The 24984-nt window shown below is 33.5% G+C and carries 26 protein-coding genes; 21 read left to right on the top strand and 5 right to left on the bottom strand.

Annotated elements, in window-relative coordinates; genetic code table 11:
- Positions 1 to 7: 7 nt before the first annotated feature.
- Together D1003_RS04855 and D1003_RS04850 are read right to left on the bottom strand one after the other, a co-directional pair.
- Positions 8 to 787 (bottom strand): zinc ribbon domain-containing protein, encoded by a 780-nt coding sequence (locus tag D1003_RS04855; RefSeq protein ID WP_014938511.1) that lies wholly within the window; start codon positions 785 to 787, stop codon positions 8 to 10.
- 4 nt (positions 788 to 791) lie between these two features.
- Positions 792 to 1889: a Nif3-like dinuclear metal center hexameric protein gene (locus tag D1003_RS04850; protein ID WP_153935957.1), complete on the bottom strand. Its 1098-nt coding sequence runs from the start codon at positions 1887 to 1889 to the stop codon at positions 792 to 794.
- A 67-nt stretch (positions 1890 to 1956) separates the two neighbouring features.
- Between D1003_RS04850 and D1003_RS04845 the strand changes: the two genes are divergently transcribed.
- Together D1003_RS04845 and D1003_RS04840 are read left to right on the top strand one after the other, a co-directional pair.
- The gene (locus D1003_RS04845; RefSeq protein ID WP_014938513.1) at positions 1957 to 2799 is read left to right on the top strand and encodes an ion transporter; all 843 of its coding nucleotides are present in this window, start codon (positions 1957 to 1959) and stop codon (positions 2797 to 2799) included.
- 68 nt (positions 2800 to 2867) lie between these two features.
- Complete coding sequence (locus D1003_RS04840; RefSeq protein WP_153935956.1) at positions 2868 to 4457, top strand: peptide chain release factor 3; 1590 nt, start codon at positions 2868 to 2870, stop codon at positions 4455 to 4457.
- A gap of 83 nt (positions 4458 to 4540) precedes the next feature.
- Here D1003_RS04840 and D1003_RS04835 read toward each other — a convergent pair whose 3' ends face one another.
- Positions 4541 to 6322: a long-chain fatty acid--CoA ligase gene (locus tag D1003_RS04835; protein WP_153935955.1), complete on the bottom strand. Its 1782-nt coding sequence runs from the start codon at positions 6320 to 6322 to the stop codon at positions 4541 to 4543.
- Between the two features lie 125 nt (positions 6323 to 6447).
- Here D1003_RS04835 and D1003_RS04830 point away from each other — a divergent pair, with 125 nt between their 5' ends.
- The 3 genes from D1003_RS04830 to D1003_RS04820 all read left to right on the top strand — a co-directional run bounded on the left by D1003_RS04830 (position 6448) and on the right by D1003_RS04820 (position 9776).
- The gene (locus tag D1003_RS04830; protein ID WP_153935954.1) at positions 6448 to 7587 is read left to right on the top strand and encodes an acyl-CoA dehydrogenase; all 1140 of its coding nucleotides are present in this window, start codon (positions 6448 to 6450) and stop codon (positions 7585 to 7587) included.
- Between the two features lie 66 nt (positions 7588 to 7653).
- Positions 7654 to 8820, top strand: coding sequence for an iron-containing alcohol dehydrogenase (locus D1003_RS04825; RefSeq protein WP_079207878.1), 1167 nt, complete (start codon positions 7654 to 7656; stop codon positions 8818 to 8820).
- Positions 8821 to 8963: 143 nt separating this feature from the next.
- The gene (locus D1003_RS04820; RefSeq protein ID WP_153935953.1) at positions 8964 to 9776 is read left to right on the top strand and encodes a GLPGLI family protein; all 813 of its coding nucleotides are present in this window, start codon (positions 8964 to 8966) and stop codon (positions 9774 to 9776) included.
- A gap of 70 nt (positions 9777 to 9846) precedes the next feature.
- On the opposite strand, the gene D1003_RS04815 is transcribed toward D1003_RS04820, so the two are convergent.
- Positions 9847 to 11196 carry a DEAD/DEAH box helicase gene (locus tag D1003_RS04815; protein ID WP_064964675.1) on the bottom strand — a complete coding sequence of 450 codons (1350 nt, stop codon included), beginning with the start codon at positions 11194 to 11196 and terminating at the stop codon, positions 9847 to 9849.
- 149 nt (positions 11197 to 11345) lie between these two features.
- A complete protein-coding gene (locus D1003_RS04810; protein ID WP_153935952.1) occupies positions 11346 to 12476 on the bottom strand; it encodes an acyl-CoA dehydrogenase family protein in 1131 nt (376 codons plus the stop codon).
- Positions 12477 to 13357: 881 nt separating this feature from the next.
- Between D1003_RS04810 and D1003_RS04805 the strand changes: the two genes are divergently transcribed.
- The 16 genes from D1003_RS04805 (at position 13358) to D1003_RS04730 (ending at position 24880) form a co-directional block, all read left to right on the top strand.
- Complete coding sequence (locus D1003_RS04805) at positions 13358 to 13879, top strand: C40 family peptidase (protein ID WP_153935951.1); 522 nt, start codon at positions 13358 to 13360, stop codon at positions 13877 to 13879.
- A 15-nt stretch (positions 13880 to 13894) separates the two neighbouring features.
- Positions 13895 to 14707 (top strand): 2,3,4,5-tetrahydropyridine-2,6-dicarboxylate N-succinyltransferase, encoded by an 813-nt coding sequence (locus D1003_RS04800; protein ID WP_153935950.1) that lies wholly within the window; start codon positions 13895 to 13897, stop codon positions 14705 to 14707.
- A 5-nt stretch (positions 14708 to 14712) separates the two neighbouring features.
- Positions 14713 to 15888 (top strand): glycosyltransferase family 87 protein, encoded by a 1176-nt coding sequence (locus D1003_RS04795; protein WP_153935949.1) that lies wholly within the window; start codon positions 14713 to 14715, stop codon positions 15886 to 15888.
- 15 nt (positions 15889 to 15903) lie between these two features.
- Positions 15904 to 16833, top strand: coding sequence for a glycosyltransferase family 2 protein (locus tag D1003_RS04790; RefSeq protein WP_153935948.1), 930 nt, complete (start codon positions 15904 to 15906; stop codon positions 16831 to 16833).
- A 5-nt stretch (positions 16834 to 16838) separates the two neighbouring features.
- Complete coding sequence (locus D1003_RS04785; protein ID WP_153935947.1) at positions 16839 to 17612, top strand: polysaccharide deacetylase family protein; 774 nt, start codon at positions 16839 to 16841, stop codon at positions 17610 to 17612.
- 5 nt (positions 17613 to 17617) lie between these two features.
- On the top strand, positions 17618 to 18712 hold the full coding sequence (locus D1003_RS04780) for a glycosyltransferase family 1 protein (protein ID WP_153935946.1): 1095 nt from the start codon (positions 17618 to 17620) through the stop codon (positions 18710 to 18712).
- Between the two features lie 87 nt (positions 18713 to 18799).
- Positions 18800 to 19729, top strand: a complete 930-nt coding sequence (locus tag D1003_RS04775) for a hypothetical protein (RefSeq protein ID WP_260393328.1) — start codon at positions 18800 to 18802, stop codon at positions 19727 to 19729.
- Between the two features lie 81 nt (positions 19730 to 19810).
- Complete coding sequence (locus tag D1003_RS04770) at positions 19811 to 20185, top strand: hypothetical protein (RefSeq protein ID WP_153935945.1); 375 nt, start codon at positions 19811 to 19813, stop codon at positions 20183 to 20185.
- A gap of 108 nt (positions 20186 to 20293) precedes the next feature.
- Positions 20294 to 20584 carry a hypothetical protein gene (locus D1003_RS04765; protein ID WP_153935944.1) on the top strand — a complete coding sequence of 97 codons (291 nt, stop codon included), beginning with the start codon at positions 20294 to 20296 and terminating at the stop codon, positions 20582 to 20584.
- Between the two features lie 13 nt (positions 20585 to 20597).
- Entirely contained in the window at positions 20598 to 20858 is a 261-nt protein-coding gene (locus D1003_RS04760; RefSeq protein WP_153935943.1) for a hypothetical protein, read from the top strand.
- Positions 20810 to 21460 carry a hypothetical protein gene (locus D1003_RS04755; protein ID WP_153935942.1) on the top strand — a complete coding sequence of 217 codons (651 nt, stop codon included), beginning with the start codon at positions 20810 to 20812 and terminating at the stop codon, positions 21458 to 21460. The genes D1003_RS04760 and D1003_RS04755 overlap by 49 nt, the downstream gene beginning before the upstream one ends.
- A gap of 17 nt (positions 21461 to 21477) precedes the next feature.
- Entirely contained in the window at positions 21478 to 21924 is a 447-nt protein-coding gene (locus D1003_RS04750; protein WP_153935941.1) for a hypothetical protein, read from the top strand.
- Positions 21925 to 22037: 113 nt separating this feature from the next.
- Positions 22038 to 22496 (top strand): hypothetical protein, encoded by a 459-nt coding sequence (locus D1003_RS04745; RefSeq protein WP_153935940.1) that lies wholly within the window; start codon positions 22038 to 22040, stop codon positions 22494 to 22496.
- 296 nt (positions 22497 to 22792) lie between these two features.
- Complete coding sequence (locus D1003_RS04740; protein ID WP_153935939.1) at positions 22793 to 23368, top strand: hypothetical protein; 576 nt, start codon at positions 22793 to 22795, stop codon at positions 23366 to 23368.
- Between the two features lie 39 nt (positions 23369 to 23407).
- The gene (locus D1003_RS04735) at positions 23408 to 24190 is read left to right on the top strand and encodes a hypothetical protein (protein WP_153935938.1); all 783 of its coding nucleotides are present in this window, start codon (positions 23408 to 23410) and stop codon (positions 24188 to 24190) included.
- Positions 24191 to 24328: 138 nt separating this feature from the next.
- Positions 24329 to 24880, top strand: coding sequence for a hypothetical protein (locus tag D1003_RS04730; RefSeq protein ID WP_153935937.1), 552 nt, complete (start codon positions 24329 to 24331; stop codon positions 24878 to 24880).
- Positions 24881 to 24984: the final 104 nt, after the last annotated feature.

The following is a 24984-nucleotide window of genomic DNA, read 5'->3' as shown; positions in this document are numbered from 1 at the left end:
TATTTTCTTAGAATTTGATTATTTCCTTCATTTTTTCTGTTTCCTCAATCACCAAATCGTCATCTACTAAGATTTTACCGGAATGCTCGTCTATAATAATCTTTTTTCTTTGGGCAATTTCCATCTGCTTCTGTGGTGGGATAGTAAAGTAAGACCCCTTAGGAGCTCCTCTCTCTATACCTACTACTGCAAGACCGTTAGAAGACCCTTTTCTAATTCTTTGGTAAGACGCTAGAAGTCTTTGGTCTATCTTATCTGCGAACTCTTGAGATTTTTCTAGTAAAAACTCTTCTTCTTTTTGAGTTTCTGCGATGAGGCTTTCTAGTTCGTTCTTTTTGAAAGTAAGGTGGCTTTGTAACTCTTCAATCTTAGCTTCTAGATTGTTTAAAGCTTCTGTTTTGTGGTCTTTTTTAGCACCAAACTCTTTAATCTTCTTCTCTGCTAATTGGATTTCTAGTTCTTGGTATTCTATTTCTTTAGCCAGAGCTTCAAACTCTTTGTTGTTTCTCACATTGTCTTGTTGAGATTTATATTTCTCTATAAGCCCTTGTGCGTGAGAGATGAGTTCTTTTTTATTTTTTATTTCAACTTCCTGCTCTTTGATTTCGGTAGCAAACTTCTCGGCTCTTTTTCCTAAACCTTCTATTTCTATCTCCAAATCTTCTACTTCAATAGGAAGTTCACCTCTTGTATTTCTAATTTCGTCTAAACGAGAGTCTATAAATTGTAAATCATACAATGCTCTTAGTTTCTCTTCTACAGAAATGTCGTTTGTTTTCTTAGCCATATCTTTATATAAAGTAATTTACAGGGTTAGTACTTTGAGTAGTTTTCAAGGTTGCAAATTTAGTAAAATTTTCTGATAAAAGTTCAAATAATTGTTGTATGATAAATTGTTCAGACTCAAAGTGTCCTATATCACATAACAATAATTGGTTTTCCGCTTGAAAAAAGTCGTGGTATTTGAGGTCGGCTGTTAGATAAGCATCACATTTATTGGCAAGTGCGGCTTTAATACCATCAGCACCGCTTCCGCCTAGCATTGCTACTTTTCGGATAGGTTTATTGAGTTTTTGGCTATGTCTAATGACTTGTAATCCAAAAGTTTTCTTTACTAAATTTAAAAAGGCTTCTTCGGAGATTTCGGTTTCAAACTCACCATATTGACCTAAGCCTAGATATTGATTTTCGTTTTCAAGATTGTAAATTTGGTAAGCCACCTCTTCGTATGGGTGAGCGGCTTTCATTGCTGCAATGATGGTGTTCTTTTTATACTTTTCAAAAATAACGGAGATTAAAGTTTCCTCTACGCTTTCCCTTGTGCCTTGCTGTCCTATAAATGGTTGAGAGCCTTCTTGGGGTTTAAAAGTGCCTATTCCTTTGATATTAAAACTACATTCGTTATAAAAGCCAATACTTCCTGCTCCAGCCGAGAATAGAGCATCTTTTACTTTTTCTTCGTAGTCTTTAGGTACATATACAGAAAGTTGTTGTAAATCATTATTTTTAGGCATTAGAATTTTAAGGTTTTTTAATCCTAATTCTTTTCCAATCCTATGATTAACGCCCATAAAATCGTTATCCAGAGCGGTGTGTATGGCAATAATGGCAATTTTGTTTTCTAGGGCTTTCATCACACTTCTTTCCACATAGTTTTTGCCTGTAATACTTTTTAAGCCAGAGAATATAATGGGGTGAAATGATAGAATAACATTGGTGTTTTTCTCAATGGCTTCATCTACAATGTGTTCTAGTGTATCGTGAGATATAAGAACGCCTGTAACTTCCCTTTCTGGGTTTCCACAAAGAAGACCTACATTGTCAAAATTTTCTGCTTGTGCAAAGGGAATGAGGCGATTGAGTTCTGCTACTAGTTCTTTTATTTTCATTTAAAAACTGAATTATTTTTCCACGAAAATAAGAATTTATTATTTATTTGTTATTTTCGCAGCGGCTATGATACATAGAGTCAGAATAAAAAAAGAGCATAATCTCGTTCCAGAAAAAGGTTGGAAGAAAGAGCTATTTCGTATTATTTATGGTGCAGATACGCCATTGGGGAAACTTTTTGATATTGTACTTCTTGTCCTTATTCTAATCAGTACACTTACTGTTGTTTCGGAAAGTTTAAGACCAGTAGAAAAGGAATATCATTATCTTCTTCTAGCTATAGAATGGACAATTTCTATCTTCTTTACGATAGAATATATCTTGAGAATTGTAATTGTAAGAAATAAAAAGGATTACATTTTCAGTTTTATGGGTATTATTGACTTTTTATCGATAATACCATTCTTTTTGAGTTTGTTTTTTCCACAGACTAAGTTCTTTATGATTATCCGACTGCTAAGAATGTTAAGGGTTTTCAGAGTACTTAATTTGATGGATTATATGCACGACGGACAATACATTGTACAAGCACTTAGGAAAAGTTCTCGTAAGATATACATATTTATGCTATTCATTATCATTATAGTGGTATTGTTGGGCTCTGTAATGTATGTGATAGAAGGAGGCGAAAACGGTTTTGTGGATATTCCTACTTGTATCTATTGGGCGGTGGTTACATTGACCACGGTAGGCTATGGGGATATATCGCCTGTAACTCCTTTAGGCAAGTTTTTATCGGTTATTTTGATGCTTTGTGGTTATAGCATTATAGCGGTTCCTACAGGAATTGTAACTTCCGAAATGAAATTACGAACCAGAAAGAATAACGATTGCGAACGCTGTGGCAACTCTAATAATGATGATGATGCCAGATATTGTAAAATCTGCGGAGAAAGATTAAAAGACTAAATTGAGAGAGGCGTTTTTCTAATCGAAAAATTATACCGATTTTTGCAGTCTCAAAAAACAGTTTACTAATGTCTTTAGAAAAAGAAATTGCAAAAAGAAAAACCTTCGGGATTATCTCTCACCCTGATGCTGGTAAAACCACACTTACCGAGAAACTACTTTTATTTGGAGGGGCGATACAAGAAGCTGGAGCCGTAAAATCAAACAAAATAAAGAAAGGAGCTACTTCGGATTTTATGGAAATAGAACGCCAGAGAGGTATATCGGTAGCGACTTCGGTACTAGCATTTGAATATAGGAATCATAAAATAAACATACTAGATACGCCTGCGCATAAAGATTTTGCTGAGGATACTTATAGAACTCTTACAGCGGTAGATTCTGTAATCGTTGTGATAGATGTAGCTAAAGGGGTGGAGGAGCAGACGGAGAAACTGGTTCAGGTGTGCCGTATGAGAAATATCCCAATGCTAGTGTTCATCAATAAATTGGATAGAGAAGGTAAAGATGCCTTTGATTTGCTAGATGAGGTTGAGCAGAAGCTAGGACTTAGTGTAGTGCCTCTTTCTTTGCCAATAGGTATGGGAGCTCAGTTCCAAGGGATTTATAATATTTGGGAGAAAAATATCCAACTGTTTTTAGAGGAAAAGAAACAAAAAGTAGGCGAGAGCATTACTTTCGATGATATTCAAGATAAAGCAATAGACGATGCGATAGGCGCAAAAGCAGCAGAAACCTTAAGAGAAGAGTTGGAACTTATAGAGTCTGTTTATCCTGAATTTGATAGAGAGCTTTATATGAAAGGAGAGCAGCAGCCTGTATTTTTTGGTTCTGCACTTAATAATTTTGGGGTAAGAGAACTTCTTGATGCCTTTATAGATATAGCTCCAATGCCTCAGCCTAAAGAATCTGATGTAAGAGTGGTAAAACCAGAGGAGGAAAACTTTACAGGGTTTGTATTTAAAATCCATGCAAATATGGACCCTAAGCACAGAGACCGTTTGGCTTTCGTGAAGATTGTTTCGGGTACTTTTAAAAGAAATGAAAATTATCTTTTGGTAAGAGAAAATAAAAAGATGAAGTTTTCTTCTCCTAATGCCTTCTTTGCGGATAAAAAAGAAGTGGTAGACGAGAGCTATCCAGGAGATATTGTAGGTTTACACGATACGGGTAACTTCCGTATTGGAGATACTTTAACGGCTGGAGAAAAACTTAACTTTAGAGGCATACCGAGCTTCTCTCCGGAACATTTCCGATATATAAATAATAACGACCCTCTTAAAGCAAAACAGCTGGCTAAAGGTATAGATCAACTGATGGACGAAGGTGTGGCACAGCTATTTACTTTGGAAATGAACGGAAGAAAAATTATAGGTACAGTAGGAGCGTTACAGTATGAAGTTATCCAATATCGATTAGAACACGAGTATGGAGCTAAGTGTTCTTATGAGCCCATAGGCATTCATAAGGCGTGTTGGGTTGAGGCTGATGAGAAGTCGGCGGAGTTCCAAGAATTTGCAAGGCTAAAACAACGCTTTTTAGCTAGAGATAAATACAATCAGTTGGTTTTCTTAGCAGATTCTTCATTTACAATTACAATGACGCAAGAGAAGTTTCCTAATGTGAAGCTACATTTTATTAGTGAGTTTAGTAAATAGGCAATAAATAATCATCAATAAATAAAATCCTCTAGAATAATTTCCAGAGGATTTTATTTATAATTGTATTTTACAATCAATGATTATTCTTCCTCTGTATGTCCATACATATTGTTATACAGTTCTATAAATCTTTGTTTAATCATTTTTCTTTTCAATTTTAGAGTAGGGGTAAGTAGTCCGCTGTCGATAGACCAAATTTCAGGTGTAAGCTCTATTTTTTTTATTTTTTCCCAGTTTCCTAATTTGGTATTTAGGTATTCAATTTCTTTTTCTATACGGGCTTTAAATTGAGGATTTTTAGCAATTTCTTCAGGAGTTTTGCCGATGTTGATGTTGTGTCTCTCTGCCCAATTTACTGCGAAATGAAAGTCTGGTTGCACCAAAGCACAAGGCATTTTCTCACCCTCACCTACAACCATTATTTGCTCTATGAATTTGGAGGCTTTTGCCATATTTTCTATCATCTGAGGAGCGATGTATTTGCCACCAGAGGTTTTAAACATTTCCTTCTTTCTATCGGTAATGTGTAAAAACCCTTCATCATCTATATGTCCTATATCTCCAGTTTTAAAGTAGCCATCTTCTGTAAAAGCCTCTTGAGTTTTTTCTTCATCTTTGTAGTAGCCTTTAGTAACCGAAGGACCTTTTACTGATATTTCACCGTCTCCTTGTATTTTAACATCTAAATTTGGAAGCACAGGACCTACAGTCCCAACTTTCATTTTATTGAATGTGTTTACCGCAATTACAGGAGAAGTTTCTGTAAGTCCATAACCTTCTAATATACTGATACCTGCATTTTGGAACATTCGGTTAAGTCTAGGAGCTAGAGCAGCAGAACCAGAAATAAGGGTGATGATATTTCCTCCCAAGCCTTCTCTCCATTTTTTAAATACGAGTTTGTCGGCAATAATTTCTTTAAGCCCACTAGGTTTACCAATCTCTTTTTTAGCTTTATTAACCCCTAGTGCCCATAAGAAGATTTTAGCTTTAAGACCGCCTGCACTTATGCCTTTATCGTAGATTTTGTCGTACACTTTTTCTATAAGTCTAGGAACTACCGTCATATAGTGAGGCTTAACTTCTTTGATGTTTTCTCCCATTTTATCTATACTTTCTGCAAAGTAGATAGAGATGCCACTGTTGATGTAGAAGTAAAATAACATTCGTTCAAAGATGTGGCAGATGGGAAGAAAGCTAAGGCTCTTTAGATTTGTATCTTGAGGTTTTTTTTCTGAAAGTATAGGTGTACAAGTTAGTACATTAGATACGATATTTTGGTGGGTTAGCATAACTCCTTTAGGACGTCCTGTAGTTCCTGAAGTATAGATAATTGAAGCTAAATCATCAGTTTTAATTCCCTTTTTTAAATCTTCCACTTCTATTTGAGTGGTTTCATCTTCTCCTAGATCTAATATCTCTGACCAGTTAGGAGCACCTTCTACTTTGTCAAAGGTAAATATTCCTACTAAAGACGGAACGCTAGGCTGTACCGCTAGTAGTTTTTGGTATAGTTCTCCGTCTGAAACAAAACAATACTTTATTTCTGCATTATTAAAGATATAAACATAATCTTCCACAGAAATAGTGGGATATACAGGCACAGTAACAGCTCCTATTTGGGAAATTCCTAAATCCATTACTGCCCATTCTGTACGGTTATTAGTAGAGATTAAAGAAATTTTATCTTCAGGCTTTATTCCTAATTTGAGAAGACCACGAGAAATTTTATTTCCCATATTTATAAACTTAAGTGTAGAAGTCTTCTGCCAGACACCGTTATATTTGGTGGCTAACATATCTTCTTTTGGATGATTTTCTATGGCTTTGTAAGCGAAATCAAATAACCTAGTTACTGACATACTTTTCTTGTTTTTGTGTTTAATTTTTCCAAATATAATATTTATTTAATAAAAACCAAAAAATACTCTTTGAGAGTTTTAATTAAAATATTACTTTTACAGACAGTTTAATAATAAATATTATTATGGATTTCAATTTGACGGAAGAACAACTAATGATACAACAGGCAGCCAGAGATTTTGCTCAAAACGAATTGTTGCCAGAAGTTATAGAGAGGGATAAAGACCAAAAATTTCCAGCAGAACAGGTAAAAAAGATGGGAGAGTTAGGGTTTCTAGGTATGATGGTAGACCCTAAATACGGAGGTGCAGGTATGGATAGTGTATCTTATGTTTTGGCTATGGAAGAGATTGCTAAAGTAGATGCTTCTGCAGCTGTAATTATGTCGGTAAATAACTCTTTAGTTTGTGCAGGGTTAGAAAAATATGCTAGCGAAGAACAAAAACAAAAATATCTAGTACCACTGGCAAGTGGAAAGGTTATTGGGGCTTTCGCACTTTCTGAGCCAGAAGCAGGTTCTGACGCTACTTCTCAAAAAACAACAGCCGAAGACAAAGGTGACTATTATCTTCTGAATGGAACCAAAAACTGGATTACCAACGGTAGTACAGCCACTTACTATATTGTAATTGCACAGACACACCCAGAAAAAGGTCATAAAGGCATCAATGCATTTATTGTAGAAAGAGGTTGGGAAGGTTTTGAAATTGGTCCAAAAGAGGACAAAATGGGCATTAGAGGAAGTGATACCCATTCTCTATTATTTACCGATGTGAAAGTGCCTAAAGAAAATAGGATAGGAGAAGATGGCTTTGGGTTTAAATTTGCTATGGCAGTTCTTAATGGTGGTAGGATAGGTATTGCTTCTCAAGCGTTGGGGATAGCTAGTGGTGCTTACGAACTAGCCTTAAAATATGCTAAAGAGAGAAAGGCTTTTGGTACAGAGATTATCAATCATCAAGCGGTAGCATTTAAGTTGGCGGATATGGCAACCCAAATTACGGCAGCTAGAATGCTTTGTCTAAAAGCCGCAGCAGAGAAAGACCAAGGTAAAGATATTTCTGAAAGTGGAGCTATGGCGAAGTTATTTGCTTCTAAAACGGCTATGGATACCACAGTAGAAGCCGTGCAAATACACGGAGGTTATGGCTATGTGAGAGAATACCATGTGGAAAGAATGATGAGAGATGCTAAAATTACTCAGATTTATGAAGGAACATCTGAAATACAAAAAATAGTGATTTCTAGAAATATTGCTAAATGAAATGAATATAAAAAAGAGGAGGAGTAAGAGTTTCTCTTTTTTGTCTAACGTATAAAATAATAATGTATGCTTAACTTTGAATTTAAAAATCCCACTAAAATTATTTTTGGTAAAGGAGAAATAGAAAAAATATCAAAAGAAATTCCTCAAAATGCTAAAGTGTTGATGCTCTACGGAGGCGGAAGTATTAAGTCTAATGGAGTGTATGAGCAAGTTAAAAATGCCCTTAAAGGCTTTAATGTTTTGGAATTTGGAGGGATACCAGCCAATCCAGAATACGAGGTTCTAATGGAAGCATTGAAAGTCATCAAATCAGAAAATGTTGATTTTCTACTGGCAGTAGGTGGTGGTTCCGTTATTGATGGAACTAAATTCTTGGCTGCGGCAGCTAAGTATGAAGGTGAGCCTTGGGGTATTTTAACTAAAACTATTCGTCCTGAAGAAGGCGAAGCATTGAGCTTTGGTTCTGTGCTTACTCTACCAGCTACAGGCTCCGAAATGAATTCGGGCTATGTAATTTCTAGAAGAGAAACCGAACAAAAACTCGGTGGAGGAGGTAATGGTTTGTTTCCTAAATTTTCGGTGCTAGACCCAGAAGTGATAAGAAGTATTCCTAAAAATCAAATCGCCAATGGTATTGCAGATGCTTACACACATGTTTTGGAACAATATATGACTTTCCCTACCGCAGCGACACTTCAAGAACGAATGGCAGAAAGTATCTTGGTAACGCTTCAGGAGATGGCTCCTAAGGTGCTTCAAAAGGATTTTGATTATGATTCTGCGGCTAACTATATGTGGTGTTGCACGATGGCTCTTAATGGACTGTTGCGTTTAGGTGTGGCTACCGATTGGGCGGTACACGCTATGGGACACGAGCTTACGGCTTATTTCGGTATCGACCATGCGAGAACTTTAGCGATTATAGCACCGTCTCATTACCGTTATAATTTTGAAACTAAGAAGCAAAAATTAGCTCAATATGCCGAACGGGTTTGGGGCATTTCTTCTGAAATGAATTTGGAGGAAAAGGCACAGAAAGGGATTGAAAAAATGGAGCTTTTCTTCCATTCCATAGGGATTAAAACCAAGTTGTCAGAATATACTTCGCAGTTTGAAGGCACCGCCGAGAAAGTAGAAAAAGCATTTACAGATAGAAACTGGCTAGGTTTGGGAGAACACCGCAAACTCACGCCCGAAGATGCTAAAAATATCGTAAAGATGAGTTATTGAGATAAGTATGATTTTGATAAAGTATGTTATAAGGAATAGATAATATTGTTAAGGTAGTTATGATAATAACGAAAAATCTTTATTAAACAACAAAATGGATATGTAAGATATAGTTTACTATTTTTTCTTATAAGGAATATTTTATGAAAATAATACTTAGATTTATCGGTTTGTTTTGTTTTATAATTTACGGTTTTGGACAGAATTATAAGATGATATACTCTTTTGAGATGAAATATAATAGTAAGCACGAGGGAATTAGGGAGTATATGGTATTATTACAGAAGGGTCAGGAATCGGAGTTTTTAAATCAGAAATACTATGTTATTGATTCTATCAACCGTCAAAATCCAAAACAAAAGCAGTATATCACCCCGCGTTATTCTGATATTGTGAAAAATTCTTCAGAGCTAGGGAAGTCTTTATTTTATAAGCATCTTGACGGTTTTATTTATGAATATCCGAAGTTCGTTCAGTTGAAATGGAATATTCGTAAAGAAAAGAAGGACATTTTGGGCTACCATTGCCAAAGAGCAACCGTAGATTATGGAGGTAGGCATTGGGAGGCTTGGTTTTCTAATGAAATTCCAATCCAGTCTGGACCTTATGTATTTCGAGGGTTACCTGGACTTATTTTAGAAATAAAGGATACTGAGGAGTATTTTAAATATCAAATGATTTCAATAGAGAAACAACACGAAATTAAGTGGGTAGAGCCTTCTGCAGTAATGGATGGGAAGATAGAAAGGCTTAAGGAAGATCGTTGGTTAGCCATTGTCCAAAGCTATTATAATAACCCAATCGCTAATTACAAACTTCATAATTGGAAAATGTATAAACAGGACGGCTCGGAGTTTACGGAGCAAGACTACAAAGAGATGGGTCGGCAAATACAAAATGAATTGAAGAGAAAAAATAATCCAATAGAAAAAGAATATCAACTTATCGTAGAGTAAGCTATTAGGAGGTGATTTATTAAAAAAGCAAAACTCCCTTGAGAACACTATTCTCAAGGGAGTTTTTATATTATTTCTTTTTTCTAGCTTTGGTTTTTGCCTTTTGTTGAGCTCTATTAGCTCCAATTTTTTTAGGTGGTTTTCTTTTACTAGGTCCGCCCCAATTTTCTTTCTTGTTTTTGGCTTTCTTTTCGTGGAAAGCACCGCCTCCTTCATTAAGCTTTATCACCACAGGATTTTTCATTTTGACTTCCTCTTTTTCCGAAGCTATTTTTTGTGGATTGATTTTAACTTCCTCAGGCATAGGCTGAACTTCCACTTCTTTTTTCATCAAGATTTCAATGTCAAGAAATAAGGCTTCTTCTTTTTCTGTGATGAAAGAAAGTGCAATACCGTCTTTATCCGCCCTACCTGTACGCCCAATACGGTGAATGTATTGCTCTGGAATGTCTGGGATTTCAAAATTAATCACGTGGCTGATGTCTGATATATCTAGCCCTCTAGCCATTACATCGGTAGTGATGAGCCCTCTAACTTCTTCTTGTTCAAATTTTTTCATCGCTCTTAGACGATAGTTTTGAGATTTGTTAGAGTGTATCACATCAAAACTTTCGGGGTAGATTTCGTCTATTTTAGTGAAAAGATAGTCGGCGTGTTTTTTATTGTTACAAAATATCAACACTTTAGACATAGATTCATCTTTATCAAGAAGATGCTGTAAGAAGTTGATTTTAGTATTAAAGTTAGTTACCTTAAAAGCGATTTGCTGTATTTTTTCCAGTGGCGTCCCTGATTTGGCTAAAGAAATTTCTATCGGATTGGCAAAATATTCATCTAGCATTTCATCAACAGCATCAGTCATTGTTGCGGAGAAAAGAATGTTTTGCCGCTTTTCTCTCATCATTTCGAAGATGTGTGTGAGTTGAGGACGAAAACCTAAGTTAAGCATCTCATCAAACTCATCAATAATTAGTTTTTGGACTTCTTTTAAAGAAATAGCGTTGTCTATGGCTAAATCCATCACTCGCCCTGGTGTTCCTACCAAAATATCACAACCGTTATCAAAAAGTAGCTTTTGGGTGTTGATGTTTTTTCCACCATACACGCCAATAATTCTTGTACTTAGTTTTTCACATAGTTTCTCCAAAATTTCAGCTACCTGAACTACAAGTTCTCTAGTGGGAACTAAAACTAAAACAGTAGGGTTTCCAGATTTATTGTATTTCCAATTTTTGAGTACAGGTAATAGGTAGGCTAGGGTTTTACCAGTACCTGTTTGGGCTATCCCCATAATATCTCTACCAGAAAGTATTGGTTTAAAGCTTTTCTGTTGGATAGGTGTAGGTTCAAATAGCTCCAAATCGGCTAAAATATCTAGTATTTTTTCGGGAAGTTCAAAATCTGCAAAAGTAATGTTCATAATTTGATAAAATTAAGGTCTAAAAGAATAACCAACAGGCAAAGATAACTATATTTGAATAAACAGAAGAGAGAGGTAATAAAAAGGGTTAAAAAAAGCTCTCACGTGTGTGGGTGAGAGCTTTTAGAGTTACTTTTTTGAATACTCTTTTATTTAATAATATCTCTACCGATAACTAGCTTTTGTATTTCGGAAGTTCCCTCACCAATGGTACACAGTTTAGAATCTCTGTAATATTTTTCAGCAGGGAAATCTTTGGTATAGCCATAACCTCCAAATATTTGCAATGCATTGTTGGATATCCTTACACACGCTTCCGAAGCGTAGAGTTTTGCCATAGCACCCTCACGCGTCATTTTTTGTTTAGCATTCTTTAGGGTAGCGGCTCTTTGTATAAGAAGTTCGGCTGCATCTATCTCTGTTGCCATATCAGCGAGCATAAAATTGATGGCTTGGAAGTTGGCAATTGCCTGTCCGAATTGATGCCTTTCTTTGGCGTACTTTAAAGCAGCTTTGTAAGCTCCTTTAGCGATACCCAAACTTAAAGCAGCAATGGAAATTCTTCCGCTATCTAAGATTTTAAGGGCTTGTTTGAACCCTTCGCCTACTTGTCCTAAACGATGCGAGTCTGGAACACGAACATTATCAAAGATAAGTTCTGCCGTTTCAGAAGCCCTCATACCTAGTTTGTTTTCTTTCTTCCCAGAACTAAACCCAGGCATACCTTTTTCCAAAACAAAAGCAGTAGCATTATTAGAGGTGTTTTTTTCTCCAGTTCTTGTCATAACCACGGCAATATCTCCAGAAATAGCGTGAGTGATAAAGTTTTTAGCTCCATTGATGACCCACTCGTCGCCGTCTTTTACAGCGGTGGTATTCATACCTCCAGCATCAGAACCTGTATTATGTTCAGTAAGCCCCCAAGCTCCGATAACTTGACCAGAAGCGAGTTTCGGGAGCCATTTTTTTCTTTGCTCTTCGTTACCAAACTCGTAGATATGGTTGGTGCATAAAGAGTTGTGTGCCGCTACAGAAAGCCCAATAGACGGATCCACTTGAGAAATTTCATCTAAAATAGCCACATACTCGTGGTAAGATAACCCAGAGCCTCCGTATTCTTCTGGGATTACAATGCCCATAAAGCCCATTTCTCCTAACTGGTGGAAGAGTTCCACAGGGAAGGTTTGGCTTTCGTCCCATTCCATAATGTGTGGACGGATATTTTTTTCTGCAAACTCGCGAGCTGTTTCAGCTATCATTTTTAGGTTTTCTGTATTCATAGTTGTGTTATTATTGTTCCTCCAAATATAAATAATTTTGTTGAGGTCAAAAAATAGATTTGTTATATTTTGAGTTTTTAGTGATGCCAATAGCAACTGTTTTTAAGGCTTTAACGAAATGATGAAAAAAAGGAGTGTATCTAGTGGCTAATACTATAAGTGTAAAATCAAGGCTGGTTCTGTATAAAACCAGCCTTGATTTTGTCTAAAAGGAAGCTTCTAATTGGTAAAGAGGAAGCCTCCTTTTAGACAAAAAGAAGTTTCCTTTTGTAATGCCTATAACTAGGGGGTGCACTATCGGGCTTAGAGGTCGAGTATTCTCTGCCATATATAATAACCGCTGCACTCCCGACCTAAGGAAACGGAGGCGTTAAGAAAATGGGGCGTCCATTCGTTAAAAAAGCCCTATTGTCTGAACTAGCGAGGTTCTGTTACGCCTATGGCTAGGGACTTTCCGAAGATAGGTTAAGTAGGCTAAAAAACCTGCGCAGGTTTCACCAAAAACTACCGCAAGTTTTACCCAAAACCACAGCAGGTTTTATACAAAACTACCGCAGGTTTCAAGAGAAACCTGCGGTAGTTTTTTAAAGGCTTATAGATAGGGCGGTTTACTTCGCTTTTTCAAAGCCTGCTGCCTTCATACTATCTATATACTGGGGCGGTAATTAATTTTATTAGCACTACCTGTATCTTATTTTATTAAGCTAATGTCTTTAAACTTGATAGTATTTAAGTTGATGGAAGTGCAAATACTAGTAATCAAACTCAGGTTATTAAATTTTCGATATACATGATGAATATAGATTGTTTCTATTAGTATTCATAAAAACGGGTTTAGATTAGTCTATTTTTTTGTATTTTTGAAGCAAATTTAAAATGTGATGAAGCAATTTATTGGGGTAATGTTACTTTCTATATTATTGGTAAGTTGTGAGACTGCCAGGAGGCCAGTGGCTAAAGCCAAAGTTAGTAAAGTTGCTTCTAAAACATTATCTTCAGAAAATTCAGGAGTAGTTACTAAAGATGCCAAAAAAATAGTTAAAACAGCAGAAAAATATCTAGGTGTTCCTTATAAATATGCAGGGAATAGTTCGTCTGGTTTTGATTGTTCGGGGTTAGTTTGTAAGGTTTTTATAGAAAATAATAAAACCCTTCCTAGGCGTTCAACAGATCAAGCATTAAAGGGTCGTAGTATTTCTGTTAAAGAAATTAAAGTAGGAGATTTAGTTTTTTTCGCAACTATGGGAGGTACTAAAGTATCTCATGTGGGTATTGTTCATACTATAGAAGCTAGTGGGGAAATTAAATTTATCCACGCTTCTACTTCTAAAGGAGTTATTATTTCGTCTCTCAATGAGGCTTATTGGAACAGATCCTTTTTATTTGCAAGAAGAATACTTTAAATATAAAATACAAATATGTCATTACAACAAACAATAGAAAATCTTTGGAAGAATAGAGATTTATTACAAAATGAAGAAAATCAAAAAGCAATTAGAGAAGTTATTGCTAAACTGGATACAGGAGAACTTCGTGTAGCGGAGCCTACGACTAACGGGTGGCAGGTAAACGAATGGGTGAAGAAAGCGGTAGTAATGTATTTTCCTATTCAAAAAATGGAAACTATCGAAGTAGGACCTTTTGAGTTCCATGATAAAATGCCTTTGAAAAGAAACTACGCTGAAAAAGGGGTAAGAGTAGTGCCTCACGCGGTGGCTAGAGAAGGGGCTTATATAGCATCTGGGGTTATTATGATGCCATCTTATGTAAATATTGGGGCGTATGTAGATAGTGGTACTATGGTAGATACTTGGGCTACGGTAGGAAGCTGTGCCCAGATAGGTAAAAATGTACATCTAAGTGGTGGGGTTGGTATTGGAGGGGTTTTAGAGCCATTACAAGCGGCCCCTGTAATCATAGAAGACGATGTTTTTGTAGGGTCTAGATGTATTGTGGTAGAAGGTGTACATATTGAAAAAGAAGCTGTTTTAGGTGCTAATGTGGTACTAACAGGTTCCACTAAAATTATAGATGTAACAGGAGAGCAACCAGTTGAATATAAAGGACGTGTACCAGCTCGTTCTGTAGTAATTCCAGGAAGTCTTACCAAGAAATTCCCAGCAGGAGAATATCAAGTACCTTGTGCTTTAATTATCGGTAAAAGAAAAGAATCAACAGATAAGAAAACCTCTCTTAATGATGCTTTGAGAGAGAATAATGTAGCGGTATAATCTTTATGTCTGTAAAAGTGAAATTGCTAAAATGGTTTTATAATCCAAAAGTGATTTTTGGGGTTTATTCCTTGGCGGCTATTTTTTCTGCACTTAGTAAATATTTTCACGGGAAAGAGGCTTATAATAATTATTTGCTATTTAAAAATGTATTTTTTCATACAGTAGATAAGAAGAATTTATATGCACAATATCCTGAACTTTACTTTGATAGCAACCATTACGGAATATTTTTTAGTACGATAATAATGCCTTTTGCGTTGATGCCAGATGCGATAGGAATGGTTCTGTGGAATTTAGCAAATGTATGGTTGCTGATGTACGCATTCGCTAAGTTACCCATCTCTACTAATAAAAAAACATTGTTAGCATGGTTGTGTTTACAGGAATATATTACAGCAGCGGTAAGTTTTCAATTTAATGTTGGGCTTACTGCTTTGCTTATACTGTCTGCCATTTATGTTGATAACAAAAAGGAGATACACGCATCTGTAGCTATTTTGACTGGTTTTTTTGTGAAAATTTATGGGATTGCAGGATTGGCATTTTTCCCCTTTATATCGAATAAAAAGAAGTTTATCTTTTCCTTTTTAGGCATTTCTATTCTCTTTTTAATTTTGCCTATGCTTCTGTCCGATATGCATTTTGGACTTCAGTCTTACCTAGATTGGTATCAGTCTTTAAGTGGAAAAAATCTATCTAATCAGGTTTTAGGAAATAGACAAGATTTTTCTTTAATGGGGATTGTAAGGCGAGTTCTTGAAGATCCTAATATATCAAATTTGGTATTTTTGGTACCTGGAATTATTCTCTTCGCATTGCCGTATATTAGATTTTCACAATACAAAGCCACGGCTTTCAGACTAATGATATTAGCTTCTACACTTTTATTTATAGTTTTATTTAGTTCTGGCTCAGAATCACCTACTTATATTATTGCGGTTGCTGGGGTAATGATATGGTTCGTAATACAAAAAAAACAAACCTTTACCACAATGGCTCTTATGCTTTTCGTAATGGTACTGACTTGTTTTAGCTTTTCAGATTTATTTCCGAGGTCTATAAAAGAAGATTATGTTATTAAGTATTCTCTAAAAGCATTGCCTTGTTGTTTAGTTTGGTTTAGAATACTTTACGAATTATTGGTAAAAGATTTTGAAAAAGATTATTCATTAACCTAGTATTGTATTTATTCTATGAAAACTATTTCTATTGTTATACCAGCACATAATGAGGAGAATAACATTAGACCTATATGTGCAGAGATAAAAAAAGTGATGGAAGGCATACCTGATTATGACTTTGAAATTATCTTCGTAAATGATGGGAGTAGAGATGGCACTCAACGAGTTCTAGAGGAAGTTTCTGAAGAAATAAAAGAAGTTAAATACATTGAATTTTCAAGGAATTTTGGACATCAATGTGCTGTAAAGGCAGGAATGGATTTTGCCAAAGGAAATGCCGTTGTTTCTATGGATGCGGATATGCAGCACCCTCCTAAATTAATTCCCGAAATGATAAAAAAATGGGAGAAAGGCTATGATATAGTTTATACCATAAGAGCTTATCCTAAAGAGATTTCTTTTTTCAAAAAAACAACTTCCAAATGGTTTTATAACTTTTTATCCAAAATATCGGATATTGATTTAACTAAAGGTGGTGGCTCTGATTTCAGACTAATGGACGCTTCCGTTATTGATATTATCCGAAATGTGAAAGAAGAAGACCTTTTCTTGAGAGGGTGGATGAATTGGGTTGGGTTTAAACAAACGGGAGTGAGTTTTGTTGCAGCTGAAAGATTATCAGGAGAGAGCAGCTACAATCTAAAGAAAATGATTAGTTTCGCGTTTACAGGGATAACATCATTTAGTATAAAACCGCTTTATTTGGCGGCTTATTTAGGGTTTTTCTTTTCCATATTAGCGGTACTCATTTATATACCTTATGTGGTGTATGCATTTTGGTCAGATACGGAAATTTCGGGTTGGGCATCTCTAATTATGACGATGGTTTTTTTTGGTGGAGTTCAGCTTATTATTCTTGGAATAATGGGGATTTATCTAGGGAAGATTTTTAAACAAGTTAAAGAACGTCCCACTTATATTGTTAGAACAAAAAACTTTTAAACTAGATGATTCTACTCTCATTTGATATAGAAGAATTTGATATGCCCCTAGAATACCAAGGGGATATCCCTTTTGAGGAGCAGCTAAAAGTATCTCAAGAAGGACTAAAAAACATACTGGGAATATTAAGAAAACATCAAATAAAAGCGACTTTTTTTTCTACAGTAGTTTTCGCAGAAAATAGTCAGGATTTAATTCATCAGTTACTATCAGAAGGACACGAACTTGCCTCACACACTTGGTATCATTCAAAATTTGAAGATGCAGATTTAAAAAAATCAAAAGAACATCTTAGTTCTTTATTTAACACACAAGTGCTAGGACTAAGAATGCCTAGAATGCAACCTGTTAAAGAGGAAGAAGTAAGTAAAGCAGGGTATTTATACAACTCTTCTATCAATCCTACTTTTTTACCAGGGAGATACAATAATTTACATTTTTCTAAAACATACTTTAAAGAGGGAAATGTTTGGCAAATACCAGCCTCTGTTTCTTTATTAAGAGTACCTTTGTTTTGGCTTAGTTTTCATAATTTCCCGATATTTATATACCAACTGTTGGCTAATTATGCGTTAAAAAGAGATGGTTATCTTAATATCTATTTCCATCCTTGGGAATTTTCTAATATTAGTAAAAAAAGTTACAAACTACCGTCCTATACTACCAAAAATACAGGTGAATCTATGGTAAGAAGATTCGATAATTTCGTATCTTGGTTAAAGAACAAGGGTGAAACATTTGTAACTTATAAAGAATTTTTAGCTGAAAAAACAAAATAATCATTATGAAAATAGCCTTCGATGCCAAAAGATTTTTTCATAATACCTCAGGGTTAGGGAACTACTCTAGAGATTTGGTAAGGATTTTGGCTTCAGAATTTTCGCAATATCAATACTATCTTTTAGCTGAAAAAATAAGTGAAAGAGGAAAAGATATTTTAACATTACCCAATGTTACTTTTAAAGAAATATCCAAAGGATTTTTAGCGAGGCAAAGGCAAATGGGAACTGATGCTCAGAATTTAAAAGCCGATATCTTTCACGGACTTTCTGGAGAGCTCCCTTTGATATGGAATGATAAAACAATTAAAAAAGTGGTAACCATTCATGATTTAATTTTCTTGCGTTACCCTCAGTTTTATTCTTTCTTTGACAGGAAAATTCATTTTTGGAAATTTAAAAAAGCAGCTCAACAGGCAGATGTTATCATTGCCATTTCAGAGCAAACAAAAAGAGATATTATTAAATATCTAAATGTTTCGGAAAAGAAGATAAAAGTGGTTTATCAAGGCTGTCATAAAGCTTTTAAGAACCCACTAAGCCCCAGCGAACTTACTAAAATTGCTTTAAAGTATCAGTTGCCAAAACGTTTTCTACTAAATGTTGGCACGATAGAAGAACGGAAAAATTTACTCAATGTCATTAAGGCTTTAGATGGTACAGGTATCCCTTTAGTGGTAGTAGGTAGAAAAACAAAATATCAAAAAGAAGTTGATAAAACACTAGCTCAAACCAAAGTAGAAGTCCATTTTTTAGAAAATGTATCTATGGAGGAGCTGGCAGGGATTTATCAGTTGGCAGATATATTTATTTATCCCAGCCTTTTTGAAGGTTTTGGCATTCCTGTTATAGAGGCTTTATATTCAGGCACTCCTGTTATTACAAGTAATATAAGCAGTATGCCAGAAGCTGGTGGTCCAGATTCTACTTACATCAATCCGCAGAATATATCAGATATTAAATCCAAAATTCTATTTTTATGGAATAATGAAGCGGAAAGAAAACGCCGTTCTGAAAAGGGATTAGACTATGTGCGAAGATTTAATGATGAAAATATAGCAGCCGACTTAATGAAAGTCTATAAGGAGGTACTAAGTTAACTACAAGTTAAAATTGTTATTATATTTTCGTTTTTTTGCCAGACTAAACCAAGAGTGCCATTAGAAATTATTCGTCAAAAATATTTTATGAAAAAACTCCTAACCCTATTCTTTGTCCTTGTACTAAGTGCTTGTAATGGGCAACAAAAGAATAAAAAAATCACGCAAATCCCCTTAGAGAAACAGATTACTTATGCGTTGGATATAACAACCAATGTACCTGTTATTGTATATGTAAATGATATAAAAGCATCGGAATACGATATGCCTTTAGGTACCGCAATTGATTTGAATCCCTACCTTTTAAAGAATGGTAAATGTACTATAAAACTACAAATATTTCCTCTTTTTAGAAAAGGAGACACATTGGTAACTAAAAAAAATATTGCAGATTGCAAATTATTTTTTGGCACCTACATACAAGATAAGGAGTCTGGAAAGGTAATTGGCTATGATAATATTTACAACCACCCTTTATATATTACAGTCCCAAAAACGGATGTTCCCTATTTTGAACAAGAATGGGAGGTGGAAATTACTGAACTCCCTTATGAGTTAGAAGGCTGGAGCAGTGGACAAGACTTGCGGAAATGGGACCAAAAGGAACTTGAAAAAAAGGTAGTGGCTTACTATAAGAAATTATGGGAAATTTTAAATAATGGAGAAGGCGAAAAATATATGGATTTATGGAAAAAAGCGGATAGTGAATTATTCTCTTATTATTATACAACACAAGAAAGATACTTAGTGCTTAATGAAAATGTAAAAGAAGATGTCGAAAAAAATTGTAAAGGAACAATGATTCCCTTAGAAGATTATGAGATGAAGATTTATGCGGAGGGCAAAATAGTAACTTTAGAAAGAAAAACACATACCAAAGAATTTAATAACTCATCTATGGATATCAAAGGTTGGAGTCCGTTAATTAGTAAAGGTAAAATTTCTGGAGCAGCCGACTATCCCATAAAATTATTTCTACCAAAAGGCAGTGATGAATTTGTAATTATAAGGAAATAAAATCTAATGATGAATTTTGATTGGTTAACCCATTTTTTTAAAAGAAAAATCAACTTTCAAAAGTTGAAAAGTACTCGACATATGTTAGAATGGTTATCTGAAGAGCCTTTTGATGCCATTTTATCTTCTGTTGAAGAAATGTTCTGTGAGCAACGAGCAGATACAAAATTATTATCGTTTAAAGTAACAAGCGAACCACAATGGCTTACGGGGGGTAAAAAGGTAGAGGAAAGTCAGGAGATGATTGTGGTAAGGTGTGGAGTCGCATTTTCTTGTGAGTTTATACTCAAAAATGGAAATGAAGAACATTTGTTAAAAGGTGTTTTCAGCTGGGTAGGCATTCATATGGATACCCAACCGACTACTAAAATGTGGATGGATTTAGATGGAACTTTAGAAGAATTTGGGAAAGAAGGAAGACTAATGGAGCGTATTTATTTGACCGCATTGGACTAAGAGGACAACCATATAGCACTATTCTAAGGAGGAGTAATAGTAGAATATCTATATCAACGAATATTTTTTTATCTATAAGCCCAGTATAGTTACTGGCAAAAAATAATCATGAAAATCATAATTTTAAGCTTAGTATTTATAATATTTTCTAGTTGTTATAATGACCATGGATATATTTATGATGCTGATAGTAAAAAGCCTATAAATGACGTTGTCGTGCAGGATATAATAAACCCTAAAAAACAAGTTTTAACGGATTCTTTAGGTAGGTTTTCCTTTATTGAGTGTAATGATCTTATTATATCAAAAGAAGGGTATAAAACTGACACGCTTCAAAAATATGGTTGTAAACCTAATGGTAAATGTTTTAATGGAAAAATTTTTTATATGAAAAAATAATAAAGATGAATATTTGCGTAGGTATAGTGATTATCTTGATAAAAATCCAAATAAAAAACGGGAAGCTGTGGAGATATTAGATAAAAATATCTATCAATATAATAATGCTATTAAATCACTTGAAGAAAAAATCACTATCTTAAAGAACAATAGATATGAATTCAAAGAGGAAGCAACGGAAAATATTTTAGATTATGATTTAAATAACCAAAAAACTTTTATCCAATGGCAAATAAAAATAATGCAAGAAGAAGTACAGAAATATTATCACTGATAATAGTATTTTTATGGTTAGGGAATAGTTGTGGTAGTAATAAAAAATCTCCTCTTTCAGAGATATATACAAACGTTATTTGGAGGTTAGATAGTTTAAAAACTCCAGATAATTACGATTCAAATGAAATATTACCTTTGTCAGAGGTAAGAAAATTATTTTACATAAAAGGAGGTAAACTATTTAACAAAGAAAACAATACGATAGTTTCTAACATTTCTTTACTATTAAGAATAAACAAGAATCTTACAGGAATGGATGTTAAAATAAAAAATGGACTTCCTTATGAAGCATATTGTGATTTTTCTAATGGCATTATGTGTAGAAAGGATATTTTTTATGATAGTAAGGGAAATATAGTTTTTTATTCTGTGGAGAATTATACTGCAATCTTCAAAAAAGGGTGTGGTTACTGGAAAGATTTCTACAATGAAGGACATCTTAAAGAAGAAGGAGAGGTAAAAAATAACTACAAAGTAGGTCAATGGAAATATTACAACAAAAATGGAGAAATAGATAGCCTAAAAGTTTATTCTGAGAAAGATAGTGTTGATGTTCGTTTTCCGCACTGTATCTTTAATAAAAAGGAGCCTTGTTATTAACTAAAAGTTTTGTAATTATGGATTATGTTTTTATAACCTTTTTGTTATTGTTGTATTTGTGGATATTTGCAACAAATAAAAAAATCATTCAGAAAAAAACATCTGCTATTTTAGGAGGTATTTTACTTTTTGTATTTGTGAGCTACGCAGGTTTTGTGTATTTATTTCACAAACACGAGAGAGCAAATAAAGAATATCAAAGGATTATTGAAGAATGGAATTTTTATATTTATGATAATAAAAATAATCCCATTAACAACTTTAAAATCATAGACTTATCTAATCCAGAAGAACCAAAAATAGTAAAAGAAAAAACGTATAAAAATCAAATTAATTTATTTAATTTCGTCAATAAAAGAATTGTTATTCATTCAGAAGGATATATTCCTGATACTATTTTTGTGAGTGTTGATGATTTGAACAGACAAATTTATTTAACTCCCCATAATGAAAAAAAGCCTTAAATTTTTTATCTATAGATTCGTAGTTTTGAAAAATTGAGGGAATTTGGGTATATGGGGAAGTATTTATTAAAAGACTTATCAAGATTAATTTGGTTAACAAAAATTGAGATAAAATGATTTTAAAATTTATAGTTTTTTCACTTATTTGCTCTTTTCTGATTTTAAGAATTTCCTATTTTAGAAAAAAGACTATCAAATTAAAAGTTTTAATATTCAGTTTGTTTTTAATCATTTTTTTTATTACAGGAATATTTTTCCTCATTTTATTATGGAATTCTAGTGATGATTTTAGCTATAAATATAAATACATTAATTCAACTAGCTTTAGAATTTTAGATACTTATAATCAACCTATAAATAATATTAACATTAAAAGTATGAAAAAAAACTCTATCGTACAATTCGAAATAGACAGCTCTGGATTAGCAGTTTTTTATAACATAAATAATGAAAGAATTATTATTAGTGCTAAAGGTTATAAAAATGACACTATTTTGTTGGAAAATTATAGTTTAGATACAATACATCTAAAACCAATTAATGTAACATTGCCTAACACTAGCTATAAATAATTGGAGCCAAAGTGATAAGATAAATGTATAAGTATAAAACAAAAAGTTGGGGCTAAAATCTCCAACTGTCTTAGACAACATTAACCCAAACCAAATAAAAAAAGAAATAGATTGGGAAAGAGTACGCAAATATTTTAATGCAAAACAAGCAAAAGATATTTATTTACGACAACAAGATAATATTAAAAAGAATGAAAAATAAAATTTTATTAGTTTTAGTAGTTTTTTTACATTTACTCTCTTGTAAAACAACTCAAGAAAAGCAAAATAATATAGTCAGAAAACATACAGATTTCATGAATTATCTAAAATCTCGTGGTATAGACCCTGATACAGTAAAGACTTTTTCAAGGTATTATGAAGATGATTATAATTATCGACAAGAACAAAAACGCCAAGCGTTATTAAAAAATCCGTATTTAAAACTCAATCAGGTTTATACATCATATAGAAATAATAACATTTATTTTTATGTATTTTTAGATAATGGTCGTGTGTTTAGAGAGGAACATCCTTTACATTCAGATTATTTTAATGTGGCAGACGATTATGTCGTTACAATAAAAAAGCCTATATACACTCATTTCTATTGTATTTTTAAACTTGAAGAAGATAAATTATTATTTCAAACCTGGCAAAAAGTACCTTATAAAGAGTGGGATGAGGTGATTTCTTTTATTTTTAAAAATGATACTATTGTAGGTCAAGAACGCTACAAATCAAAAGGATACCAAAAGAAGAAATTGGCAAAAGTCCATAAGTTAGACAATATGATTCTTATACATCGTCCTGAACTAAAAGTAGAAGAGGCTGAAATATTAGGATTTGATGTAAAATATCTAAGTATTACAGGTGAGTTTAAGTTAAAATAGAGCTCAACCCAACTTTTCATTGGCTATATTCTATTTATAATGAAAAAAAATGAAACAGATTGGGGAAGATTACGCAAGTATTCTAATGCAAAACAAGCAAAAGACATTTATTACAACAACGAGGTAATATTAAAGAAGATGAAAAATAAAATTTTATTAGTTTTAGTTTCTTTGCTAGTAATAAGTTGTAGAGTTTTTAATAAGAAATATACTCCCGATAGGCAAAATACTCTTTTTATGAATTATTTAAAATCTCGTGGTATAGACCCTGATACAGTAAAGGTATTTTCGAGGTATTATGATGACCATTTTTGGTATAAACAAGAGCAAAAACGCCAAGCGTTATTAAAAAATCCTTATTTAAAAATCAATGAAGTTTATTATTATAGTTATGGTGATATTCGCTTGGTTTTGTTTTCAGATGATGGCGAGATGTACCGTAATAAGTTTAACATAAATCATCATTTTGTAGAGATTATAGGAGATACTTTAGTTAAAATAAAAGAACCCATAGAGTTATGGTCGTATGCGAGTTTTGAACTGAAAGGCAATAAATTATATACTTTGACCAAAGAGCGGGTACCTTATAGTGAGTGGTATCAGACCATTACTTACAATTTCAGAAACGATAGCATTATTGCCGATAAAATGTACAAATCCGATTTGCGTTACAAGAAAAAATGGTTGGCAGCTACTCAAGAAGCTTATGAGATAAAAATGGTTCATAAACCTGAATTAAGAATTAAAAAAAGAACCGAAAAATTGGATGATAGATATGAAGTGAATACTTTTGTTATTACAGGTGAGTTTAAGTTAAAATAAAGCTCAACCCAACTTTTCATTGGTTATACTCTATTTACAATGAAAAAAATGAAATAGATTGGGAAAGAGTACGCAAGTATTTTAATGCAAGACAAGCAAAAGACATTTATTTACAACAACGAGGCAATATTAAAGAAAATGAAAAATAAAATTTTATTAGTTTTATTAGTTTTAGCAAATGAGCTATATAGCCAAAAAGATACGGTCGTTATAAATCAACAAGATATAAAAATTAAGCAGGAGCAAGTTTATCATTTAAAACATCCTCGTGGTGGATATAACTTTGTTAAAGAATATCGTCTAAAGAAAACAAATGAACTATTAAATGGGTTTTATAAAGTTATTGTAGATGAAAATTATTTTTATACACTATATTTTGAAAACGGCATAAAAATTTTAAAAACAGCTCCTTATCTCAATATAGTCAGATATTATCAAAATGATAGTATTCATAAAATAGAAGTTTTTTATCCTGCCTCAATAACCACACTATATTATCATTCAATAGAAAATTTTGATTGTAAAGCCAAAAGACTCATCGGATATAAAAGAAATATTTATGATGATGCAACTAAATCCACTTTCAAAATCAAACAAAAAATTACAAAAGATTCTATAAAATGGTGTTTTAAAGGAGATGATGAGAAAGGAAAAATTATTTTTTCTAAAAATGGAGGATGCGAGAAATAAAATTTTCTTAGTCTTAGTATTTTTTTACATTTATTTTCTTGTGAAACCACTCAAGAAAAGCGAAATAATATCGTTAGAAAACATATGGATTTATAAATTATCTA

The sequence above is a fragment of the Riemerella anatipestifer genome, assembly GCF_009663465.1.
Taxonomy (GTDB): domain Bacteria; phylum Bacteroidota; class Bacteroidia; order Flavobacteriales; family Weeksellaceae; genus Riemerella; species Riemerella anatipestifer_C.
Note: the sequence above shows the minus strand (reverse complement) of the source record. Positions and strands in the feature narration are given on the sequence as shown.